Annotated in this window: 19 protein-coding genes; 11 read left to right on the plus strand and 8 right to left on the minus strand. The window is 71.9% G+C overall.

The window, feature by feature from the left end; translation table 11 throughout:
- The first annotated feature begins 1 nt into the window (after nt 1).
- The 4 genes from ABT014_RS18565 (at nt 2) to ABT014_RS18580 (ending at nt 1,785) form a co-directional block, all read left to right on the plus strand.
- Nucleotides 2-157, plus strand: coding sequence for a hypothetical protein (locus ABT014_RS18565; RefSeq protein ID WP_350640037.1), 156 nt, complete (start codon nt 2-4; stop codon nt 155-157).
- A 103-nt stretch (nt 158-260) separates the two neighbouring features.
- Nucleotides 261-761 (plus strand): BlaI/MecI/CopY family transcriptional regulator, encoded by a 501-nt coding sequence (locus ABT014_RS18570; protein WP_350640038.1) that lies wholly within the window; start codon nt 261-263, stop codon nt 759-761.
- Nucleotides 762-770: 9 nt separating this feature from the next.
- Complete coding sequence (locus tag ABT014_RS18575; protein WP_350640039.1) at nt 771-1,301, plus strand: amino-acid N-acetyltransferase; 531 nt, start codon at nt 771-773, stop codon at nt 1,299-1,301.
- 133 nt (nt 1,302-1,434) lie between these two features.
- Entirely contained in the window at nt 1,435-1,785 is a 351-nt protein-coding gene (locus ABT014_RS18580) for a histone-like nucleoid-structuring protein Lsr2 (RefSeq protein ID WP_350640040.1), read from the plus strand.
- A 23-nt stretch (nt 1,786-1,808) separates the two neighbouring features.
- Here the strand turns inward: ABT014_RS18580 and ABT014_RS18585 are convergent, their stop codons facing one another.
- Complete coding sequence (locus tag ABT014_RS18585; protein ID WP_350640041.1) at nt 1,809-2,273, minus strand: hypothetical protein; 465 nt, start codon at nt 2,271-2,273, stop codon at nt 1,809-1,811.
- 570 nt (nt 2,274-2,843) lie between these two features.
- On the opposite strand from ABT014_RS18585, the gene ABT014_RS18590 reads away from it, so the two are divergent.
- Nucleotides 2,844-5,357, plus strand: a complete 2,514-nt coding sequence (locus tag ABT014_RS18590; protein ID WP_350640042.1) for an ATP-dependent Clp protease ATP-binding subunit — start codon at nt 2,844-2,846, stop codon at nt 5,355-5,357.
- Nucleotides 5,358-5,705: 348 nt separating this feature from the next.
- Nucleotides 5,706-8,060 (plus strand): immune inhibitor A domain-containing protein, encoded by a 2,355-nt coding sequence (locus ABT014_RS18595; RefSeq protein ID WP_350640043.1) that lies wholly within the window; start codon nt 5,706-5,708, stop codon nt 8,058-8,060.
- A gap of 78 nt (nt 8,061-8,138) precedes the next feature.
- On the opposite strand, the gene ABT014_RS18600 is transcribed toward ABT014_RS18595, so the two are convergent.
- On the minus strand, nt 8,139-9,281 hold the full coding sequence (locus ABT014_RS18600; protein WP_350640044.1) for a threonine aldolase family protein: 1,143 nt from the start codon (nt 9,279-9,281) through the stop codon (nt 8,139-8,141).
- 440 nt (nt 9,282-9,721) lie between these two features.
- Between ABT014_RS18600 and ABT014_RS18605 the strand changes: the two genes are divergently transcribed.
- A complete protein-coding gene (locus ABT014_RS18605; RefSeq protein WP_350640045.1) occupies nt 9,722-10,672 on the plus strand; it encodes a M23 family metallopeptidase in 951 nt (316 codons plus the stop codon).
- A 137-nt stretch (nt 10,673-10,809) separates the two neighbouring features.
- Here ABT014_RS18605 and ABT014_RS18610 read toward each other — a convergent pair whose 3' ends face one another.
- Nucleotides 10,810-11,430, minus strand: coding sequence for a TetR/AcrR family transcriptional regulator (locus ABT014_RS18610; protein ID WP_350640046.1), 621 nt, complete (start codon nt 11,428-11,430; stop codon nt 10,810-10,812).
- A 218-nt stretch (nt 11,431-11,648) separates the two neighbouring features.
- Here ABT014_RS18610 and ABT014_RS18615 point away from each other — a divergent pair, with 218 nt between their 5' ends.
- Entirely contained in the window at nt 11,649-13,226 is a 1,578-nt protein-coding gene (locus ABT014_RS18615; RefSeq protein WP_350640047.1) for an MDR family MFS transporter, read from the plus strand.
- Nucleotides 13,227-13,416: 190 nt separating this feature from the next.
- Here the strand turns inward: ABT014_RS18615 and ABT014_RS18620 are convergent, their stop codons facing one another.
- A complete protein-coding gene (locus ABT014_RS18620; protein ID WP_350640048.1) occupies nt 13,417-14,313 on the minus strand; it encodes an HhH-GPD family protein in 897 nt (298 codons plus the stop codon).
- 85 nt (nt 14,314-14,398) lie between these two features.
- On the minus strand, nt 14,399-15,148 hold the full coding sequence (locus ABT014_RS18625; protein WP_350640049.1) for a rhomboid family intramembrane serine protease: 750 nt from the start codon (nt 15,146-15,148) through the stop codon (nt 14,399-14,401).
- A 225-nt stretch (nt 15,149-15,373) separates the two neighbouring features.
- Here ABT014_RS18625 and ABT014_RS18630 point away from each other — a divergent pair, with 225 nt between their 5' ends.
- Nucleotides 15,374-16,261: a hypothetical protein gene (locus tag ABT014_RS18630; RefSeq protein ID WP_350640050.1), complete on the plus strand. Its 888-nt coding sequence runs from the start codon at nt 15,374-15,376 to the stop codon at nt 16,259-16,261.
- A 90-nt stretch (nt 16,262-16,351) separates the two neighbouring features.
- On the opposite strand, the gene ABT014_RS18635 is transcribed toward ABT014_RS18630, so the two are convergent.
- Complete coding sequence (locus tag ABT014_RS18635; RefSeq protein ID WP_350640051.1) at nt 16,352-17,260, minus strand: NADP-dependent oxidoreductase; 909 nt, start codon at nt 17,258-17,260, stop codon at nt 16,352-16,354.
- Nucleotides 17,261-17,458: 198 nt separating this feature from the next.
- Between ABT014_RS18635 and ABT014_RS18640 the strand changes: the two genes are divergently transcribed.
- On the plus strand, nt 17,459-18,415 hold the full coding sequence (locus ABT014_RS18640) for a helix-turn-helix transcriptional regulator (RefSeq protein WP_502895027.1): 957 nt from the start codon (nt 17,459-17,461) through the stop codon (nt 18,413-18,415).
- Nucleotides 18,416-18,501: 86 nt separating this feature from the next.
- Here ABT014_RS18640 and ABT014_RS18645 read toward each other — a convergent pair whose 3' ends face one another.
- On the minus strand, nt 18,502-19,809 hold the full coding sequence (locus tag ABT014_RS18645; protein WP_350640053.1) for an MFS transporter: 1,308 nt from the start codon (nt 19,807-19,809) through the stop codon (nt 18,502-18,504).
- A gap of 118 nt (nt 19,810-19,927) precedes the next feature.
- Between ABT014_RS18645 and ABT014_RS18650 the strand changes: the two genes are divergently transcribed.
- Complete coding sequence (locus ABT014_RS18650) at nt 19,928-20,545, plus strand: helix-turn-helix domain-containing protein (RefSeq protein ID WP_350640054.1); 618 nt, start codon at nt 19,928-19,930, stop codon at nt 20,543-20,545.
- 104 nt (nt 20,546-20,649) lie between these two features.
- Here ABT014_RS18650 and disA read toward each other — a convergent pair whose 3' ends face one another.
- Complete coding sequence (gene disA / locus ABT014_RS18655; protein ID WP_350640055.1) at nt 20,650-21,759, minus strand: DNA integrity scanning diadenylate cyclase DisA; 1,110 nt, start codon at nt 21,757-21,759, stop codon at nt 20,650-20,652.
- Nucleotides 21,760-21,931 lie beyond the last annotated feature (172 nt).

Here is a 21,931-nt window from a genome sequence, read left to right on the forward strand (position 1 = left end):
GATGGACTACGTCAGCGCGATCGTGCCGCCGCTCGTCATGGCGATCGGCTTCGGATTCCTGGTGCGGGCGATCATCCGCAGCCAGGGCGGGGCCCAGCGCTCCAAGGAGGACGCGGCCGCCGAGGCACTGACGGCCCGCCCCACCACGGGCGAATAAGCAGCACCCGACCGGCGCGCCGTCACCCCACCGGGTGGCGGCGCGCCGGTGCGTTTCCGGTGTGGCCGATTCTGTCCGGAATCGGCCCTATCCTGGCCGGACTATGGTGCGGCAACTCGGAGAACTAGAGAACGACATCATGACCAGGGTGTGGCAGTGGAACCGCCCGGTCACGGTTCGCGAGGTTCTGCAGGATCTGCAGTCGGAACGCGATATCGCCTACACCACGGTGATGACGGTGCTCGACAAGCTGTACCGAAAGGGCTGGCTGCGCCGGGAGCAGGCGGGCCGGGCCTATCGATATGAGCCGGTGTCCTCCCGCGAGGCATACACCGCCGCGCTCATGAACGACGCCTGGGCGACCAGTGACAATCCGGCCGCCGCGCTGGTGCACTTCTTCGGCCTGATGTCGCCGGAGCAGCGGGACGCGCTTCGCGACGCGCTCCGGGTGGCCGGGCCGTTCACGGCCGAGCCCGAACCGTCCGAACCCGCGGAGCCGTATCCGCCGGATAGCCCGGGGGCCGAAACCCGGCCCGCCGATACCGGCGGTACCGATACCCCGGCTGCCGGGGCGGGGGAGACCGGCGGGCCGTCCGCGCGATAACGTCCGGCCATGGAGGTCACCATCCGCCGGGCGCGGACCACCGATGTGCGGGCCGTGCGAGGGCTCATCGACGCGTACTCCCGCGACGGGATTCTGCTGGACAAGCCCACTGTCACATTGTTCGAATCGGTGCAGGAGTTCTGGGTCGCCGAACGCGACGACACCGGCGCGGTGGTCGCCTGCGGCGCGCTGCACGTGATGTGGGAGGACCTGGCCGAGGTCCGCACCCTCGCGGTGGACCCGGCCTGCAAGGGCCACGGGCTCGGCCACCTGCTGCTGGAGAAGCTGCTGCAGACGGCCCGCTGGCTGGGGGTCCGTCGGATTTTCTGCTTGACGTTCGAGGTCGACTTCTTCGCGAAACACGGTTTCGTCGAGATCGGCGAAACCGACGATCGTACGTCAGACCCGACCGCCGTCGCCACGGAAGTCTATGAAGAACTCCTGCGCTCGTACGATGAAGGTGTCGCGGAGTTCCTGGACCTGGAGCGGGTGAAGCCGAACACCCTGGGCAACTCCCGGATGCTGCTGCGACTCTACTGAGTCGAGGAGCTCACCGCGGCGCCCTTCCCGACGCATGTCGCACACCCCCGGAGCGGCCGGGGGTTTGTGTTTTCCGGGAAAAGGCGGTTTCCTTTCCCCAGGCAATGAGTCGTTAACACGGAAAGGGAAGCCCGTGGCACAGAGGGTTCAGGTCATTCTGGAAGACGATCTCGACGGCGGCTCGGCGGACGAGACGGTCACGTTCGCGCTGGACGGTGTTGCCTACGAGATCGACCTCAAGAGCGACAACGCGGAGAAGCTGCGCGACCTGCTCGCGCCGTACGTGGAGAAGGGCCGCAAGCAGAGCGGCCGGCTCAGCGCCCCGCGCCGCAGCAGCGGCCGCGCGGCGGGCCGCGCCTCGGCCGGCCAGCCGGACACCGCCAAGATCCGCAACTGGGCGAAGGAGAACGGCTACCAGGTCAACGACCGCGGCCGGGTGCCCAGCAACGTCCGCGAGGACTACGAGAAGGCCCACGCCTCCTGATCCGGGCCGACCGCACGGATCACTCAGGGCGCCGGCGCCAGGCCCATCAGGTCGCGCGCGCAGGCGTCCGCCAGGCAGTCGAGCAGGCGCAGCAGATCGGGCGAGCCCAGGTTCAGGGCCGGGCCGCCCGCGCCGGCGCGCAGCCAGACCGCCGGGCGGCGCGGCCGCCGCTCGGGGTGCGGGGGGAACGACTCCGCGCCCCGCGGCTGCGGCACCCGGGCCGCCCGTACCGCGCGCAGGCCGAGCCGGAGCTCCTCGCCCCAGCCGAGCCAGCACAGCAGCCCCGGGACGAGTTCCGCGGTGCCCGGCGCCAGCAGGAAGGCGGCCGAGCCTCCGAGGCCGGCCACGGCCCCGTACGGCAGCCCGAGGCGGTCCAGGCGGCCGAGGGCGGCCAGGGCCGGCGGCAGCGGGAGTTCCACCCGGTCCGAGCCCAGCAGGGCGGCGCCGGCCGGGGCCGCCGGATCACCCACGAGCGGCGGGACGGTCATGGGCTGTGCAACGCTGGAGGGGACGAAGCGGTCACGCGGCGGGCACCTGATCGGGTGTCGCCGTACGGGCGCCCCGGCCCCGCGGCGGGTCGGGAGCGGCTCGCGGCCCGGTCGAGCCCCCGTCAACCGGGCGGCAGGACCGGGCTGATCGGCCACCGGGCACCCACCGGGCCCGCACCGGACTTCTCGCCAGGCGAACACCGCCACCCGGGAAACTGCGCGAAACTCGTCGGAATACCGGGTATGAATGCAGGCGGGAGGGGTCGAACGGCCCCGACCGAGGCAGGACGCGAGACCGGCCGCCCCGCCCTCGGCAGCGCGTGTTCGCCGATGGCGTAGCGGTATCGGGTGCATCGGGCCCACCTGTGGGAACACCGTCTCCCAGCATCAGGTTGGGACTGGTGTCGGCTGGTCGCGCTGCATGATTCCCCACGCGAGTGGGGTTGACTCTTCTCGTCCGGCGACGGGCGGGAGAGGCCCATGGCCGCGCCGCTGAGCGGGACTAGCATGCGGAAGGACAGGGCGGGGACGGACCCCGAACTGACCGACCGCTCTGAGGAGCGATTAACGATGTTCGAGAGGTTCACCGACCGCGCGCGGCGGGTTGTCGTCCTGGCTCAGGAAGAAGCCCGGATGCTCAACCACAACTACATCGGCACCGAGCACATTCTCCTGGGCCTGATCCACGAGGGCGAGGGTGTCGCCGCCAAGGCGCTGGAGAGCCTCGGGATCTCGCTCGAGGCGGTCCGCCAGCAGGTCGAGGAGATCATCGGTCAGGGCCAGCAGGCCCCGTCCGGTCACATTCCCTTCACTCCCCGGGCGAAGAAGGTCCTGGAGCTGTCGCTCCGCGAGGCCCTCCAGCTCGGCCACAACTACATCGGCACCGAGCACATCCTGCTCGGCCTGATCCGCGAGGGCGAGGGCGTCGCCGCCCAGGTCCTGGTGAAGCTGGGCGCCGACCTCAACCGGGTGCGCCAGCAGGTCATCCAGCTGCTCTCCGGCTACCAGGCCGGCAAGGAGTCGACCCCGGCCGGCGGCCCCGCCGAGGGCACCCCCTCCACCTCGCTGGTCCTGGACCAGTTCGGGCGCAACCTCACCCAGGCCGCCCGCGAGGCCAAGCTCGACCCGGTGATCGGGCGCGAGAAGGAGATCGAGCGGGTCATGCAGGTGCTGTCCCGCCGCACCAAGAACAACCCGGTGCTGATCGGCGAGCCCGGCGTCGGCAAGACCGCCGTGGTCGAGGGCCTGGCCCAGGCGATCGTCAAGGGCGAGGTGCCCGAGACGCTCAAGGACAAGCAGCTGTACACGCTGGACCTGGGCGCCCTGGTCGCCGGTTCGCGCTACCGCGGTGACTTCGAGGAGCGCCTGAAGAAGGTCCTCAAGGAGATCCGCACCCGCGGCGACATCATCCTGTTCATCGACGAGCTGCACACCCTGGTCGGCGCGGGCGCCGCCGAGGGTGCGATCGACGCGGCCTCGATCCTGAAGCCGATGCTGGCCCGCGGTGAGCTCCAGACCATCGGCGCCACCACGCTCGACGAGTACCGCAAGCACCTGGAGAAGGACGCCGCGCTGGAGCGCCGCTTCCAGCCGATCCAGGTCGCGGAGCCGTCGCTGCCGCACACCATCGAGATCCTCAAGGGCCTGCGGGACCGCTACGAGGCGCACCACCGGGTGTCCATCACGGACGCCGCGCTGGTCGCCGCCGCGACCCTGGCCGACCGGTACATCTCGGACCGCTTCCTGCCGGACAAGGCGATCGACCTGATCGACGAGGCCGGCTCCCGGATGCGCATCCGCCGGATGACCGCGCCGCCGGACCTCCGCGAGTTCGACGAGAAGATCGCCGACGTGCGCCGCGAGAAGGAGAGCGCGATCGACGCGCAGGACTTCGAGAAGGCCGCCTCGCTGCGCGACAACGAGAAGCAGCTCCTGCAGGCCAAGGCCAAGCGGGAGAAGGAGTGGAAGGCCGGCGACATGGATGTCGTCGCCGAGGTGGACGAGGAGCTGATCGCCGAGGTGCTGGCGACGGCCACCGGCATCCCGGTCTTCAAGCTCACCGAGGAGGAGTCCTCCCGGCTGCTGCGCATGGAGGACGAGCTGCACAAGCGCGTCATCGGCCAGAAGGACGCCATCAAGGCGCTCTCGCAGGCCATCCGGCGCACCCGGGCGGGCCTCAAGGACCCGAAGCGCCCCGGCGGTTCGTTCATCTTCGCCGGCCCGTCCGGTGTCGGTAAGACCGAGCTGTCCAAGACGCTGGCCGAGTTCCTGTTCGGCGACGAGGACGCGCTGATCGCGCTCGACATGTCCGAGTTCTCCGAGAAGCACACGGTCTCCCGGCTGTTCGGCTCCCCGCCCGGCTACGTGGGCTACGAGGAGGGCGGCCAGCTGACCGAGAAGGTCCGCCGCAAGCCGTTCTCGGTGGTCCTGTTCGACGAGGTCGAGAAGGCCCACCCGGACATCTTCAACTCGCTGCTGCAGATCCTGGAGGACGGTCGGCTGACCGACTCCCAGGGCCGGGTCGTCGACTTCAAGAACACGGTCATCATCATGACCACCAACCTCGGCACCCGCGACATCTCCAAGGGCTTCAACCTGGGCTTCGCCGCCACGGGTGACGCCGCCAGCGGGTACGAGCGGATGAAGGCCAAGGTCGGCGAGGAGCTCAAGCAGCACTTCCGCCCCGAGTTCCTGAACCGCGTCGACGACATCGTGGTCTTCCACCAGCTGTCCGAGGAAGACATCATCCAGATCGTCGACCTGATGATCGACAAGGTGGACGGCCGGCTCAAGGACCGCGACATGGGCCTCGAGCTCAGCGTCGAGGCCAAGAAGCTGCTGGCCAAGCGCGGTTACGACCCGCTGCTGGGCGCCCGGCCGCTGCGCCGGACGATCCAGCGCGAGATCGAGGACCACCTCTCCGAGAAGATCCTCTTCGGCGAGCTGCGGGCCGGTCAGATCGTGGTCGTCGGCGTGGAGGGTGAGGGCAAGGAAGCCAAGTTCACCTTCCGCGGCGAGGAGAAGTCCGCGGTGGCCGACACCCCGGCCGCGGTGAGCACCGCCGGACCGGATCTCACGAAGTAGTACCCGCCGTACCGTAAAGGCCGCGGCCCCGACATCTCGTCGGGGCCGCGGCCTTTTCAGTTGCAAAACTGTTTACGCTTCCAATTGCTGTGAAAAATTCAGACTTTTCGACCTTTTGGTCCCGATGGGCCGATCCTGCGCATACGGACGGGCCCGAAGCCCGGGGGGTTGCAGCCGATTTGACTGACTATCAGCCGATCCTGGAAGCCGGGGAGGATAGCGGCGCGAGCATGTCAGGGTCAAGGTCTTTCTTTTTTACCAGCTCTTGGATCAAATGTCGTCCACCTGTCTTTCATTGGTTCACCGGCTGGCCAAGAGCTGTGCCGGTAAGGGGAGGACGTCACCACGTTGAAGATATCCAGGAAGGCCGCTTCGGCCGCCGCTGCCGTTGCGGCCGTCGCCGCGCTCGGCGCGGGGATGCTCCCGGGAACGGCCGTCGCCGCCCCGCTCGCGATCCCGCGTGACCCGGCCGACGCAGCGCTGACCACCAAGCTCGACGACTCGCTGCCGGGCCCGCTCTCGGGCAAGGTCGAGGCCGAGCAGAAGGCCGCGGTCGACCAGCTGGTCAACGGCACCGCCACCATCGAGTCGCACGGCGGTGGCACCAGCATCAAGCTGGGCCGTGACAAGTTCGTGGAGCTCGGCCGCGAGCGCACGGACAAGATTTTCACCATCCTCGTCGACTTCAGCGACCAGGTGGACAACACCACCAAGCTGCCCGACGGCACCGTGAAGTACGGCGGTACCCCCGGGCCGACGCACAACCAGATCGCCGCGCCGGACGCGAAGACCAACAACTCCACCGCCTGGCGTGCTGATTACAACCAGCAGCACTACCAGGACCTGTACTTCTCGAAGACCGGCGACTCGCTGAAGACGTACTACGAGCGTCAGTCCTCGGGCCGGTACTCGGTCGACGGCCAGGTCACCGACTGGGTCAAGGTGCCGTGGAACGAGGCCCGTTACGGCTCGGACTACTGCGGCCAGCACGTCTGCAACAACGCGCAGGACCTGATCCGCGACGGCATCAACGCCTGGGTCGCCGACCAGAAGGCCAAGGGCCAGACGGACGCGCAGATCAAGGCCACGATCGCCGGCTACGACCAGTGGGACCGGTACGACTACGACCACGACGGCAACTTCAATGAGCCCGACGGTTACATCGACCACTTCCAGATCGTGCACGCCGGTGAGGACCAGTCGGCCGGCGGCGGCGTCCAGGGCACCAACGCCCTGTGGGCCCACCGCTCGTACGTCTACGGCGCGCTCTCCGGCCAGGCCGGTCCGGACGCCAACAAGCTCGGCGGCACCCCGGTCGGCAACTCCGGCATCTGGGTCGGCGACTACACCATGCAGCCCGAGAACGGCGGCCTCGGTGTCTTCGCGCACGAGTACGGCCACGACCTCGGTCTGCCGGACCTCTACGACACCTCGGGCTCCGGCAACGACAACTCGGTCGGCTTCTGGTCGCTGATGTCGTCCGGCTCCTGGCTGGGCGACGGCAAGAAGGAGATCGGCGACAAGCCGAACGACCTCGACGTCTGGAGCAAGCTGCAGCTCGGCTGGCTCAAGTTCGACAAGGCCCAGGCCGGCAAGGACTCGCTGCACTGGCTCGGCCCGGTGGAGTACAACACCAAGCGGCCGCAGGCCGTCGTGGTGGACCTCCCCAAGAAGACGGTCACCACCGAGATCAACACCCCGTTCGCGGGTGCCAACGAGTGGTGGAGCGGTAGCGCGGACGACCTGAACGTCTCGCTGACCCGCACCATCGACCTCACCGGCAAGACCTCGGCCAGCCTGTCGGCCAAGGCCTGGTACGAGCTCGAGACCGACTACGACTACGCCTACGGCGAGGTCTCGACCGACGGTGGCAAGAACTGGACCCAGCTCGCCGGCACCTTCAACGGTGCGGCGCTGCCGGTCGACGGTGCGAACCACCCGGCGATCAACGGCACCACCAACAACACCTGGGGCGACCTGGTCTTCCCGCTCGACGCCTACGCGGGCAAGAGCATCCAGTTCCGCTTCCACAACGTGACCGACGGTGGCGTGCACCTCAAGGGCCTGGCCGTCGACGACGTCAAGGTCACCGCCGACAACGCGGCCGTCTTCACCGACGGTGCCGAGAACGGCGACAACGGCTGGACCGCCGCCGGCTTCTCCCGCATCACGGGCAAGTTCTCCAAGGACTACGCCCAGCACTACCTGGTGGAGAACCGTCAGTACGTGTCCTACGACACCACGCTGAAGACCGGTCCGTACGTCTTCGGTTCCACCGCCAAGCCGAACTGGGTCGAGCACTACGCCAACCAGAACGGTGTTCTGATCTGGCTGTGGGACGAGTCGCAGTCCGACAACAACGTCACCAACCACCCGGGCCAGGGCCTGATCCTTCCGATCGACGCCCACCCGGCCCCGCTGAAGTGGGCCGACGGCACCTACATGCGTCCGCGCCTGCAGGGCTACGACTCCACCTTCGGCTTCGAGCGCACCGACGGCCTGAAGCTCGACAAGGCCGACGTGCTCACGAAGATCCCGTCGTCGAAGGCCGTCAACTCCTTCAACGACCACACCACCAAGTACTGGGACGCCACGACCCCGTACAGCAGCGTGCAGGTTCCGGACACCCACACCCGCATCGACGTGCTGTGGGAGAGCTGGAACAACCTGGAGACCATCGTCCGGGTCCACCCGGTGAAGTGACCTCAGGTCGGCAGTACCTCTGAACAGCTGCGGCCCCGGCGGGTTCTCCCGCCGGGGCCGCGGTGCGTGCCGGACGGGTCAGACCTGGGCGATCTCCAGGAAGAGCGCGACCGCCTCGGTGATCTCCTTGGGCGTCCAGTCCAGGGCCGCGGCGGAGGCGGTGATCTCGGTCATCGAGAAGCCCGGCAGCGGCCCCGGCTCGTTCCAGCCGCCGAACAGGCCGACCCCCTGGAGCTCGGCGAGCCGGATGTTGGCCCGGTTCAGGTCCTCCGCCGGGTACGGCAGCCAGAACTGGAACTGGTGGGTGTGCGGCGGGTCCGGGTTGACCCGGCTGCCCGGGGTCTCGGCCAGCGCGGCGGCCACCACCTTGGCGTTGGCCACGTACGAGCCCAGCCGCGGCAGCTCGGCGTCCAGCCCGGCCAGCGCGCTGAGCACGGCGGGCCACTGCTGGAACAGCTGGCCGCCGTAGCGGTGGCGCCAGACCCGGACGCCGCGGGCGAACTCCTCGTCGCCGGCGACCAGGGCCCCGCTGATCCCGCCGAGCGTCTTGTAGCAGGACACGTAGACCGAGTCCGCCAGCGCGGCGATCTCCGGCAGCGACCGGCCGAAGTGCGGCGCCGACTCCCAGAGCCGGGCACCGTCCAGGTGGACGTAGGCCGCGTGCTGCCGGGCCTCCTCGACCAGCGCGGTCAGCTCGGACCAGGTGGGCAGCACGAAGCCGGCGTCCCGCAGCGGCAGCTCGATCATCAGCGTGGTGAACGGCTCGCCGACGGTCCTCAGCTCGGCGGGGGTGGGCAGGCGCGGCGCGGTGGTCGGCCAGATCGTCCGCAGCCCGCTGAGCACCGAGTGCGCCCGGTGCTCGTGCAGCTCGGGGTGGGACAGCGGATGCATCGCGACCGTCCGGCCGTCCCCGGCCGCCCAGTACTGCAGGGCGGCCTGCTGGGCCATCGTGCCGGTCGGGAAGTAGACCGCCTCCGGCATGCCGAGCAGCTCGGCCACCCGCCGCTCCAGGGTCCGTACGATCCCGTCGCAGTAGAGGTCGGGTGCGCCGTCGATGTCGTACTGCGCCCCGGCGCTGTCGGCGAGCGCGGCCAGCCGCTCCCGGATCGAGCGCGGGCGGGCGCCGGAGAGGATCCGATCGCAGGCGTGCAGCGCCGCGAACCGGCGGCCGGGGTCCGTGGGCGGGGGCAGGTCGTCCTGGCGGTCTGCGGCAGCGGTCATCCACCGATCATCGCCGATCCCCCGCCGTCGGCCCAGTGGCGGCGCAGGAATCCGGGCGGCGAGCCCGGGGGTAACCCCACCCGTGGGCGATTTGATGGGAAATCCGGTGGTTTGCAGGGGGGTGTCCGGTGGTACTGGTCACAGGCCGTGACACCGGTACGAGGGCGCGTAGTAGACTGGACGGGGCCGTGAGCACCCGGTGACGCGCCCGGCCGCCGCGCCTGCGGGCGGGCCCGCCGGCCCCGGCCCACCGGGCCCGGAGTCGCTGCTCGACCCCGGAACGTCCGGGCATTCCGGGCCCCTCGGGCACTAGCCGCCGTAGTACGTCACACGCTTCCGGGTTGCCCAGGGTGACGGTTACACCTGAGTGGTCCCCCCGGGGCGCCAGGCCGGATCGGCCGAGCGGCGCACCGACCCCCGACCGCGAGGTTTTGTCACCGATGCTTTCTCTCCCCCGCACCGGCCGCAGGCTGCTCACCGCCGTCGGGTCCTCCTCGGCCCTGCGCGGCATCCCCGCCCTCTCGCGCCTCCAGGGTGCGAACGGCAGCGCCGTGCTGGACCGGCTGCAGGACCGTCGCGCCACCGTGGCCTGGGGCGGCGCTGCCGTGCTGGCCATCGGCGCGATGCTGGTCCCGGCGGGGGCCGCCCACGCGCAGACCGTCCACCCGACCACCCCGGGCAGCTCCGCGTTCACCGCGGCCGCCGCCCACGTGGACCCGGCCGCCGTGGTCCAGGTCGCCGCCCCGGCCGCCTACAAGCTGCCGAAGTCGGTCTCCTCGCAGGACGCCGTCACGGTGGCGAGCAACCTGGACGCCTCCCCGGCGCCCGCCCCGGCCGCTCCCGCCGAGCAGGCCCCGGCGGAGCAGGCCCCCGCCGAGCAGGCCGCCCCCGCTCCCGCGCCGGCCGAGGCTGCCCCGGCCCCGGCTCCGGCCCCCGAGGCCGCCCCGGCGCCCGCCCCGGCTCCGGCGCCCGCTCCCGCTCCCGAGTGGTCCGCCCCGGTCGCCAGCGGCGCGCACAGCAACCCGTTCGGCAAGATCAACCACGAGTACGCGGCCGGCTACCACACCGGTGAGGACTACGCCGTCAAGGTCGGCACCCCGCTGCTGGCGGTCGGCAACGCCACCGTCGTCTCGGCCAAGCCCGACGGCGCGTACGGCAACGAGGTCGTGCTGAAGCTCGCGGACGGCAAGTTCGCCCAGTACGCGCACATGTCCAAGCTCGGCGTGCACGCCGGCCAGAAGGTGTCCGCGGGCCAGCAGATCGGCCTGTCCGGCAACACCGGCAACTCCACCGGCCCGCACCTGCACTTCGAGATCCGCACCGCGAACAAGTACGGCGCCGTGATCGACCCGGTCAGCTACCTGCGTGGCCACGGGGCCACCGGCGCCTGATCCACCCGCCTCGTGACGCAGGGCCGGCCTTCGGGCCGGCCCTGCGCCGTTGTGCGTGCTCGGGCCCGGTGGGCCTCACGCCCGGACGGTGGGCCTCACGCCCGGACGGTGGGCCCTCAAGCCTGGACGGTGGGCGCTCAGGCCTGGACGGTGGCCGGCTCGATCCGGGCGGCGATCTCCAGCGCCACCTCGAGGGCGGCCGCCATGGCCTCCTCCAGCGTCCTGGCCCGGGGCTCCGCGCCGGCCGGCGAGCAGGCCTCGCCGGCGTCCTGCTTGAGCAGGAACAGCGTGGAGTTGATCGAGAACAGCGCCATGGTCGCGCGCAGCCGGTCGTGGAAGGTGGCGTCCGGGCCGTGCACCAGCCGGATCATCGCCACCATCCGGTCCTTGAACTCCAGCCCGGCCTCCGACTCGCGGAGGGCGGGCTGGTTCTCGTGGAAGAAGCGCAGCAGCGGCGCCCGCTCGACCATCCCGGCCGCGAACCGGCGGACCAGCTCGTCCCGCAGCTCCGGCGACCAGGGCTTGCCCTCGCCGAAGGCGATCGCCTCGTCGATCGGGGCGGCCATGCTCCGGACGATGCCGCGGACGATGTCGTCCTTGGTCTTGAAGTGGTAGTAGAGCGCGGCCTTGGTGACACCGAGGCGGTCCGCGATCTCGCGCAGCGACGTCTTCTCGTACCCCTGCGCCGCGAAGAGCTCCAGTGCCACGTCGAGGATCCGCGCGCGGGTGTCGCTGCGGGGGCTCTGGGTCGTGCTCATGACTGGCGGCCTGCCTCGTGACGGCGATGGGGGGCGGCGTGCTGCCGTGTTCGACGCACTCCTCGGGTTCATTCTCCCTGCCCGCGGGGCTCACGCCGAAACTGGCTTGACGACCGGCTAGGGAACAACTTACCGTGCGAGCCGACGATTAACTAGCCGGTCGTCAAGTAAGTGAGCCGCGGGATGCGCGGCCCAGCCTCGTTCCCGGGAGCCACACGATGTCACAACAGCAGGTCGAGGCCGCGGCGGACCAACCGCCGGCCGCGGGGGCGACCGAGCCCGAGCCGAAGTCGCCGCGCGAGATCCGCCTGGTGATGATCGGCCTGGTCATCGCCATGCTGCTGGCCATGCTCGACAACCTGATCATCGGTACCGCGATGCCCACCATCGTGGGCGAGCTCGGCGGCTCCGACCACCTCGCGTGGGTGGTCACCGCCTACACGCTCGCCACCGCCGTCTCCACCCCGATCTGGGGCAAGCTCGGCGACCTGTACGGCCGCAAGGGCGTCTTCCTGATCTCCATCGTGATCTTCCTGGTCGGCTCGGCCCTCTGCGGCCTGTCCGACTCGATGGTGCAGCTGATCTCCTTCCGCGCGCTCCAGGGCCTGGGCGCCGGTGGTCTGATGGTCGGCGTCATGTCGATCATGGGCGCGCTGGTCCCGCCGCGGGACCGCGCCAAGTACCAGGGCATGTTCGCCGCCGTGATGGCGCTGGCGACCGTCGGCGGCCCGCTGATCGGCGGGTTCCTCACCGACCACCTGAGCTGGCGCTGGACCTTCTACGTCAACCTGCCGCTCGGCGCGGTGGCCCTGGCGTTCATCATCATCACCCTGCACCTGCCGAAGATGCGCTCCACCGCGAAGATCGACTACCTGGGTGCGCTGCTGCTGACCGCCGGCATCACCTCGATGGTCCTGATCACCACCTGGGGCGGCCAGGAGTACGCCTGGGGCTCGAAGCAGATCCTCGGCCTGGCCGCGCTCGGCGTCGCCTCGCTGATCGGCTTCTGCTACGTCGAGCAGCGCGCCGAGGAGCCGGTGATCCCGCTCGGCCTGTTCAAGAAGCTGAACTTCACGATGGTGTCGATCATCGGCTTCATCGTCGGTTTCACCATGTTCGGCGCCGTCGCCTACCTGCCGCTCTACCAGCAGATCGTGCAGGGCGCCTCGGCCACCAACTCCGGCCTGCTGCTGATGCCGATGATGTTCGGCATGCTGGCGGTCTCGCTGGTGGTCGGCCAGGCGGTCTCCAAGACCGGCAAATACCGGATCTTCCCGATCATCGGCACCGCCGTGATGGCGGGCGGCTCGCTGCTGCTCTCCACCCTCGGCACCGACACCGGCCGCTTCACCTCGTCCTGCTACATGGTGGTGCTCGGCGCCGGCATGGGCTTCCTGATGCAGATCACCATGCTGGTCGCCCAGAACAGCGTGGAGCTCAAGGACATGGGCGTGGCCAGCTCCTCGGCCACGCTGTTCCGCACCATCGGTGGTTCCTTCGGTGTCGCCCTGTTCGGCGCGCTGTTCAACAACCGGGTCAAGGACACCCTGGCCGGCGCCGGCGGTGCCGGTGGCGGCGCGGGCAGCGGCCAGCAGGCGCTCGACCCGACCGGTCTGAAGAAGGCCCCCGCCGCGGTCCAGGACCTGGCGCACCACGCCGTCTCCAACGGCATGCACACGGTCTTCCTCTGGGGCGCCGTGATCAGCCTGGTCGCGGTCGCCGCCGCGGTCTTCCTGCGCGAGATCCCGCTGCGCGGGGCCGGGCAGAAGCCGGAGCCGCAGCTCGAGGCCGTCTGATCGGTCCGGCTCCCGCTCCGCCGGCTCCGCCGGTCACGGTGTGAGCACCGCATGAGCACGGTATGAGCACGACCGAGGGGCCCACCCGGATCTTCCGGGTGGGCCCCTCGGTCGTTGTGGGAGGAGCACCGGCGGTTCCCCGGCGGAGCGGGCTCCCCGGCGGAGCAGGCTTCCCGGCCGCGCAGGCTCGCTAGCTCGGCAGGCGGTAGACGCCCGGGCCGACCGGCTCGACCAGCCCGTCCGCGACCAGCCCGTCCAGTGCGCGGGCCCGCTGCACCGGCTCCGGCCAGACCTCGTCCAGCCGCGCCTGCGGCACCTCGCCGTGCGCCTCGCGCAGCACGGCCAGCAGCTTGCCCCGCACCTGGCGGTCGGTGCCCTCGTACGTCTGCCCGCGGCGGGCCGGGCCCTGGTACGGCGGGCGGCCGGCCCGCTGCCAGGCGCAGTGCCGCAGCAGCGGGCAGCTCGCGCACCCGGGGCTGCGCGCGGTGCACACCAGCGCGCCCAGCTCCATCACGGCCACCCCCCAGGTGGCGGCGGTCTCGGCGGTCGCGGGCAGCAGCTCGGCGGCGGTCCGGCGCTCGGCGGCGGTGGTCGCCTGGGCCGGGTACTCGACACCGGTCACGGCGCGGGCGAACACCCGGCGGACGTTGGTGTCCAGCACCGGGTGGCGCTGGCGGAACGCGAACGAGGCGACCGCGGCGGCGGTGTACTCGCCGACGCCGGGGAGCGCGAGCAGCGCGGCGTGGTCCTCGGGCACCCGGCCACCGTGCTGCTCGGTGATCGCCACCGCGGCGGCGTGCAGGCGCAGCGCGCGGCGCGGGTAGCCGAGCCGTCCCCACATCCGGACCGCCTCGCCCGGCGCGTCGGCGGCCAGCGCGGCCGGCGTGGGCCAGCGCTCCAGCCAGGCCGCGTACGCGGGCAGCACCCGCTTGACCGGGGTCTGCTGGAGCATGAACTCGCTGACCATGACCGCCCACGGGGAGGCGTCCGGGGTCCGCCAGGGGAGGTCGCGGGCGTTGGCCCCGTACCAGTCGATGACGGTGCTGTGGAGCAGCGGGGCGGGGATGACGGTGGTGATGGCAGCCATGGCTCCCCGATCCTCCCACGGCGGGGGTGCGGGCGGGGACTTCGGCGAGGGCCGGGCGCCCGGGGGCGGCCGGGCTCGGCGGCGTTCAGAGACCGAGGTCGTCGAGTTCCTTGAGCAGGTCGGCCCGGGGGCTGGGGGCGCCCTGGGGCGGGAGGGCGCCGGTGGGGCGGTCGGGTGCGCCGGTGGCGCGGTCAGGTGCGCCGGCGAGGGTGCGGTCGGGGGCGGGGACGGCGGTGCGGTAGGAGCCGCGGTCGCGGAAGATCCACGCCCCGGCGAGTCCACCGGCCAGTCCGCCGAGGTGGCCGAGCCAGCTGACCCCCGGAGTGCCCGGCACCGCGCTGGTGAGCAGGTAGGCGAAGGAGCCGCCCATCACCACGCCGACCAGGCAGTCGATCAGGTGCCGGTCGAAGATGCCGCGCAGCACCACGTACCCGAAGTAGCCGTACACCAGCCCGCTGGCACCGACCGTGTAGGTGTCACCGTGCTCGAAGAACCAGACCGCCGCACCGCTGGTGAGCACGATCAGCAGGGTCAGGCCGAGGAACTTCTTGACCCCCCGGTAGGCCGCCAGGAACCCGAAGATGAACAGCGGCCCCGAGTTGGCCTCGATGTGCTGCCAATTCACGTGCAGGAACGGCGCGGTGAAGATGTCGGGCAGCCGGTCGGCGTCCCTCGGGATGATCGAGAAGTCGCGGGAGAGTCCGTCGTCGCCGGCCCAGTTGGCCGCCTGGAGCGCCCAGACGACGGCCAGGAAGGCGAACATCACGAAGAACGCGCGGCGCGCCTCGGCGACCATCCGGGCGGGGTCGAGCGCGGGGCGGGGATCCGTGGCCATGGGCCGACTATAGGCCGCGCGGCCCTCCCCCGTCCGGCCCAGCCGGCTGCCTGTCCCGCGGCCGGTCCGGTGGCCGGTCCGGCGGCCGTCGGCGACCGTTCGGGCTCCCGCCGGCGTACGGGAGCCGTTAGCCCGACCGGAGCAAATGGCGGATCATGTGAAGGAAGTGACCCCGCTGCAGTGTTGATGCGTCAACAGGTGCACACAGTCTCGTAGAGTTTGCCCGTGCCCTCTCTGCGTCAACCCGTGGGACCGCTGCCGGCCTCGATCTACTGGCGGCGGCGGCTCGTCGTGTTCGCCGCACTGATCGGCGTCGCCGCACTGATCATCTGGCTGACCTCCGGCTCCGGCGGCGGGGCGAAACCCCCGCACGGCGCTCAGCCCGCGCCCGCCCAGTCGATCACCCCGGGCGCCTCCCCCAGCGGCTCCGCGATCACCACCCGCCCCGGCGGCACCGGCGGTACGGGCAACGGCGGCTCGGGTTCGGGCAGCGTCTCGGGCGGCAGCGGCGGCGACGTCAGCCTGACCGGCGGCGGTACGGGCGGCGCGGGCGCCACCGGGGGTGCCGGAGGCTCGGCCACCGGCGGTACCGGCGGCTCGGGCGGCGCCTCGGGCAGCGGGAGCACCGGCGGTGGCGCCGGCAGCGGAACCGGTGGCGGCACCACCGGCGGCCCGCAGGTGAACACCGCCGAGGTGCTCGCCCTGCCGGTCTGCGCCGCCTCGCAGATCACCCTGGAGCTGGCCAGCGCCCAGCCGGCGTACCAGCCGAAGGACAAGCCCCGGGTAACCCTGACCGTCCGCAACACCTCCGGCCCGAACTGCCGGGTGGACCTGGGCCGGGCGGCCTCCAGCATCACCGTGACGGCGAGCAACGGCGACCGGGTCTGGTCCTCCGGGGACTGCCCGACCGACCGTCAGGCCACCTGGGTGCAGGTGTCGGCGGGCAGCGGACTGACCGAGACCTTCAGCTGGGACCGCAGCCGCAGCAAGCCGCAGTGCGCCTCGGCCGACGGCGCCGCCGCCGGACCGGACACCTACCGGGTGCAGGCCGACCTGACCGGGCCGACCGGCGGGCCGCTGGTGGCCCGGACCTCGATCCGGCTCGACGCCTGACGGCAGGGCCCGGGCCTCGATCCGGCTCGACGCCGACGGCAGGGCCGGGCCTCCGTCCGGCTCCGCGCGGGGCTGCTGCCGGGGGTGCGGTCAGAGGCTGAGCACCAGCTTGCCGCGGACCCGGCCGGCGGCGCTGATCCGGTGGGCCTGCGCCGCCCGGTCCAGCGGCAGCACCTGCTGGACCTCGATCCGCAGCCGGCCCTCCGCGATCAGTTCGCCGACCAGGGTCAGGGTCGGGCCGTCCGGCACGACCACCACCCGGTGGGCGTCGATGCCCGGGAGCCGGTGCGCCTCGTCGAGCGGCTCGGGCAGGGTGATCAGCGTTCCGCCCGGCCGCAGCAGCGCCCAGGAGTCGCGCTGGACCTGCCCGCCGACGGCGTCGATCACCACGTCGACCGGGGCGAGGGTGCGCAGGTCGTCGGCGCCGTGGTCGAGCGGCTCGTCCACCCCCAGCTCGCGCAGGAAGTCGAGGTTGCGCGCGGACGCCGTGGCCAGCACGTGGGCGCCGCGGGCCTTGGCCAGCTGGACCGCGAGGTGACCGACGCCGCCTGCGCCGCCCTGCACCAGCACCCGTTCGCCGCCCTTCACCCCGGCGGCGTCCAGGGCCTGCCAGGCCGTCAGCGCGGCCATCGGCACGGCGGCCGCCTGCTCGAGGTCCAGCCCGGCGGGCACCGGCGCCAGCGCGGCGGCCGGTACGGCGGTGTACTCCTGGTACGCGGCGCCGTGCGGGAGCGGCAGCATGCCGTACACCTCGGCCCCGACCGGTGGGCCGTCGGGCGCCGCCGACCCCACCACCACACCGGCCACGTCGAAGCCGAGCCCGCGCGGGAACGGCCGGTCCATCGGGACCCACCCCTCGCGCAGCTTCCAGTCCACCGGGTTGACCGCGGCCGCCCGCACCCGCACCAGCACCTCGCCGGCCGCCGGCACGGGCACCGGGAGCTCGACCGCCTCCAGCACGCTCTCGTCGCCGTACCGGGAGAAGACCACCGCGCGCATGTCCGTACTCCTGACTCTCGTCCTCGCCGTGCCCGGCCGGACGGCCGGGCTGCTCACCCGGCCCACCCTCGCCGCCCGGCGGACGGCGGGCCATCACCCTGCCGGTACCACCCGGCGCGGTCCCGGGTGGTACCGGCAGGGACAGGCGGGGCCGGCGCCCGCCGCGCATACTGGTCGGCCATGGACACCTCCCCGGCGATGGACGCCACGCACGAGCTCGGCCGGTTCCTGCGGTCGCGGCGGGCCCGGCTGACGCCCGAGGCCGTCGGGCTGCCCGAGTACGGGCCGCGCCGGGTACCGGGCCTGCGGCGGGAGGAGGTGGCCGCGCTCGCCGGGGTCAGCGGGATCTACTACACCCGGCTGGAACAGGGCCGGGCGGCCAACCCGTCCGAGGCCGTGCTGAACGCACTGGCCCGGGTGCTGCGGCTGGACCCGGTCGAGCACGCCCACCTGCGCGACCTCGCGCGGCCCCGGCGGGCCGCCGCCCCCGCGGCCGCGCAGCGCGTACGGCCGGGGGTGCGGCGGATGCTGGAGGCGGTCGGGGCCGTGCCCGCGTACGTGATGGGGCCCGACATGGAGGTGCTGGCGGCCAACCGGCTGGCCACCGTGCTGATCGCCGGACCCGGCCCGGCGCCGGCGCGGGGGGCCGAGCAGGACGGCGAGGGGGAGCCGTTCCCGGCGCCGCCGCACAGCCTGCCCGCGGGCCTCAACCTGGCCCGGCACGTCTTCCTCGACCCCGCGGCGCGGGATCTCTACCCGCAGTGGGAGGAGATCGCCCGGCAGACCGTGGCCTTCCTGCGCTTCTCGGCCGGCCGGTACGGCGGGCTGCCGCGGTTCGCCGCCCTGATCGACGAACTCTCCGCCGCCAGCGCCGAGTTCCGTGGCCGGTGGGCGGCCCGGGAGATCCGCGAGAAGACCTACGGGACCAAGCGGCTGCGGCACCGGGTGGTCGGCGAGTTCGAGCTGCACTACGAGACGGTCGGCCTGCCCGGCGACGAGGGCCAGGCACTGGTCGTGTTCGCCGCCGACCCGGGCACGCCGGCCGACACCGCGCTGCGGCTGCTGGGGAGTTGGGCGGCGGACACGCCGGGGGTGGGCCGGACGGGCGGGCGTGGTCCTGGCGGGCGGGTGCTCGGGGACGGCTCGAAGGCCTGAGCGGCGCGGCGGCGGCCAGGGGGCGGTCCGGCGGCGGTCCGGGAGCTGTCTCGTGGCGGAGGACGGGCCGCAGGTCCGGGCAGGGGTCAGGCCGGCCAGGTGGCGTGGCGCAGGGCCCGGCTGAAGGTCGGCGGGATCAGGGCGACGGCCAGCAGTGCGGCGAACAGCCGCAGGGCGGTGCCGGCCGCCAGGTGCTCCAGCAGCAGGCCGGCGCCGAAGGTGCCCGCCGGCACGCCGAGCATGAAGACCGTCATGGTGGCGGCGATCACCCGGCCGCGGAGCTCCTCGGGGACCTGCTGGAAGATCAGGACGTCCACCATCACCCGCAGCGCGGGCACCCCCAGCATCATCAGCGCCAGGGTGCCGAACACCACCACCGGTCCGCCGACGAAGGTCGGCACCAGGAACAGCGGAACGCTCACCCAGGCCACCGCGATCAGCAACCGCCCCGGCCCCGTCCACCGGTGCAGGCGGCTCACCAGCAGCGCGCCGAGCAGGCCGCCGACCGCCTCGCCCGCGAGCGCCAGTCCGATGCCCGCGCTGGAGGTGCCGCCCTCCCGCAGCAGCACCATGACCGGCAGCAGCATCGCGGAACCGGCCAGGTTCAGCAGGAACGGCACCAGCAGCGTGACCCGCAGCCCAGCGTCGGCCATCAGGTGCCGCAGGCCCGCCAGCGCGCCACCGGAGCGTTCGCCGCCGGCCGTCGCGTTCCGGCGGCTGTCGAAGCGGACCGCCCAGGCCGCGCCGACCGCCAGCAGCGAGGCCAGCACGGTGCCCAGGAACGGGACCGCCCGGCCGAGCCCCAGCAGGAACCCGGCCAGCGGTGGGCCGATCAGCGAGGCGCCGCTGACCCTCAGCTCGTCCTGGGCCAGCGCCTGGCGCAGCTGCGCGGGCGGGACCACCGAGCGGAGCGCCAGCATCCGGACCGGACCGGAGTACGCCATGGTGGCGCCCAGCACCGCACCGACCAGCAGGGTGTGGGTGACCGTCAGGTGGTGCAGATGGAGGGCCACCGGAACGCTGAGCGCCGCGAGCAGGCGGGCGGAGTCGGCGAGCAGCAGGATCCGGCGGCGGTCGTGCCGGTCGGCCACCGAGCCGCCGTGGATGCCGAGCAGCAGCGAGACGGTGAACTGGACCGCTCCGAACGCTCCGGCGAGCGAGGGGGAGCCGGTCATCGCCAGCAGGAGCAGCGGGTAGGCGGTGTCGGCGATGCAGGTGCCGAGCATCGCGGAGGCGGCGCCGCCCCAGAGCAGCTGGAAGCGCCAGTTGCGGCGCAGCGGTACGAGCGGGGGCGGGGCGGGCTCGGCGGCGGCGTGGGTCGTAGTGGCCGTGGTGCTTGTGGTGCTTGTGCTGGTCGTGGTGCTCGTGTCGGTTCCTCCGGTGGTGCTGGTCATGCCCCCGCCTTTCACCCAAACGTTGACGTTCACGCATCTGCAACCATTCACGTTCGCGTGAATGGTTGCAGATGCGTGAACGATTGCACAAGCGTTAACGTTCTGCGAAAGTGTGAACGTGGCTGATCAGGTGAAAGAGCGCGAGGTCAACGACATCCCGACCCTCAAGGCGCTCGCGGACCCGGTCCGACTGGCGATCCTCAACGCGCTCTTCAAGCACGAGCCGGAGCCGCTCTCGGTCAAGGAGATCGCGGTCGAGCTCGACGACACGCCCACCAAGCTCTACCGGCATGTCAAGCAGCTGGAGCAGGTCGGCCTGATCAAGGTCACCGAGACCCGCCTGGTGTCCGGGATCGTGGAGAGCCGCTACCGCAACGCGCAGCGGTCACTGCGCCTGTCCCCGGCCTTCTTCACCGGCTCCACCTCGGACCACCCGGAGGTGCTCGCCGCCCTGCTGGCCGCGATGGACCTGGTCCGCTCCGACTTCGAGAGCAAGCACCTCAGCGGCCGGCTGGAAGCACCCGTGGTCGGCCCGGACGGCGTGCCACGCTCACCCGCCCAGTTCAGCCACTTCTCCCTGCGGCTGCGCCCGGAGCGGCTGGTCCGCCTGCGCAACCAGCTCGGCACGCTCCTGGACGAGCTGGCGGAGGAGAGCGACTGCACCGACGAGGACGCCGTCGACGTCACCCTGTTCACCCTGCTCTACGCGACCGGACCCACCGGCGACCGGCCGTGAGCACCCGTCGGCCCGGCTGATCCGGGCCGGCCGTCCGCAAGCCGGAGCCACCAGCCCCCGGCACCGGCCCCCAGCCGCGCGCCGCGCGCCGCGCGGACCACCCGTCAGACGTACCGCTCCAGGATGGACGATTCTGCGAGCCGCGACAGCCCCTCGCGCACCGAGCGCGCCCGGGTCTCGCCGACGCCCTCCACGGTCTGCAGGTCGTCGATGCTCGCCGCGAGCAGCTTCTGCAGCCCGCCGAAGTGCTCGACCAGCCGCTCGATGACGGTGTTGGGCAGCCGGGGCACCTTGGCCAGCAGCCGGTACCCGCGCGGCGAGACCGCCGAGTCCAGCGACTCCGGCGTGCCGGTGTACCCGAGCGCCTTGGCCACCGTCTGCAGGTCCAGCAGCTCCGCGTGGGTCAGCGCCTCCAGGTCCGACAGCACCTCGATGACGGTGCGGCCCTTCTTGGCGGCCCGTTCCGGGAAGTAGTCCCGGGCGACCAGTTCGCGCTCCGGCTCGACGCCGGCGATCAGCTCGTCCAGCTGGAGCGAGAGCAGCCGGCCGTCGGTGCCGAGCTCCAGCACGTACCCGGCGATCTCGGCCGCGATCAGCCGGACCATCTCCAGGCGCTGGACCACGGCCGACACGTCCCGGACGGTGACCAGGTCCTCGATCTCCAGCGCGGAGAGGGTGCCCGCCACCTCGTCCAGCCGGAGCTTGTAGCGCTCCAGGGTGGCGAGCGCCTGGTTGGCGCGGGACAGCACGGTGGTGGAGTCCTCCAGCACCCGCCGGCTGCCGTTGACGTACATCGCGATCAGCCGCATCGAGTGCGAGACGGCGACCACCGGGTAGCCGGTCTGCCGGTTGACCCGCTCGGCGGTGCGGTGGCGGGTGCCGGTCTCGTCGGTGGGGATGGTCGCGTCCGGCATCAGGTGCACGCCGGCTCTGACGATCTTGGTGCTGTCCTTGTCGAGGATCACCGCGCCGTCGAGCTTGCAGAGCTCGCGCAGCCGGGTGGCGGTGAACTCGACGTCCAGCACGAACCCGCCGGTGCTCAAGGACTCGACGCTCTTGTCGAAGCCGAGCACGACCAGGCCGCCGGTGTTGGCCCGCAGCACCCGCTCGAGGCCGTCCCGCAGCGCCGTGCCCGGCGCGATCGCGCTGAGGGAGGCCCGCAGCAGGGCCTCCTCGCGGGAGGACTTGTCCGCCCCCCGGTCGCTGCCTGCCACGTGACTCCTCCGGTCGCCCCGGACCGTGTGGCACGGCGCCCGACGGTCTGTCGCTTGGTCTTCGTTCGGTCTTCGCTGGTCTGTCTGTGCTGCTGGTCGATTCTGGAAATAGGCGCAGTACTGCACTTATTGCCAATTAGACAGGGCAAAGTCTAACTGCGTGCGGCATTAA

The organism is Kitasatospora sp. NPDC094015 (assembly GCF_040304075.1).
Taxonomy (GTDB): domain Bacteria; phylum Actinomycetota; class Actinomycetes; order Streptomycetales; family Streptomycetaceae; genus Kitasatospora.

Coding starts and splice junctions, on each gene's coding strand:
- ABT014_RS18590 (WP_350640042.1), top strand. CDS start 2,844: ATGTTCGAGAGGTTCACCGACCGCGCGCGGCGGGTTGTCGTCCTGGCT.
- ABT014_RS18645 (WP_350640053.1), bottom strand. CDS start 19,809: ATGACCAGCACCACCGGAGGAACCGACACGAGCACCACGACCAGCACA.
- ABT014_RS18610 (WP_350640046.1), bottom strand. CDS start 11,430: ATGAGCACGACCCAGAGCCCCCGCAGCGACACCCGCGCGCGGATCCTC.
- ABT014_RS18570 (WP_350640038.1), top strand. CDS start 261: ATGGTGCGGCAACTCGGAGAACTAGAGAACGACATCATGACCAGGGTG.
- ABT014_RS18585 (WP_350640041.1), bottom strand. CDS start 2,273: ATGACCGTCCCGCCGCTCGTGGGTGATCCGGCGGCCCCGGCCGGCGCC.
- ABT014_RS18640 (WP_502895027.1), top strand. CDS start 17,459: ATGGACGCCACGCACGAGCTCGGCCGGTTCCTGCGGTCGCGGCGGGCC.
- ABT014_RS18615 (WP_350640047.1), top strand. CDS start 11,649: ATGTCACAACAGCAGGTCGAGGCCGCGGCGGACCAACCGCCGGCCGCG.
- ABT014_RS18635 (WP_350640051.1), bottom strand. CDS start 17,260: ATGCGCGCGGTGGTCTTCTCCCGGTACGGCGACGAGAGCGTGCTGGAG.
- ABT014_RS18600 (WP_350640044.1), bottom strand. CDS start 9,281: ATGACCGCTGCCGCAGACCGCCAGGACGACCTGCCCCCGCCCACGGAC.
- ABT014_RS18565 (WP_350640037.1), top strand. CDS start 2: ATGGACTACGTCAGCGCGATCGTGCCGCCGCTCGTCATGGCGATCGGC.
- ABT014_RS18575 (WP_350640039.1), top strand. CDS start 771: ATGGAGGTCACCATCCGCCGGGCGCGGACCACCGATGTGCGGGCCGTG.
- ABT014_RS18605 (WP_350640045.1), top strand. CDS start 9,722: ATGCTTTCTCTCCCCCGCACCGGCCGCAGGCTGCTCACCGCCGTCGGG.
- ABT014_RS18625 (WP_350640049.1), bottom strand. CDS start 15,148: ATGGCCACGGATCCCCGCCCCGCGCTCGACCCCGCCCGGATGGTCGCC.
- ABT014_RS18620 (WP_350640048.1), bottom strand. CDS start 14,313: ATGGCTGCCATCACCACCGTCATCCCCGCCCCGCTGCTCCACAGCACC.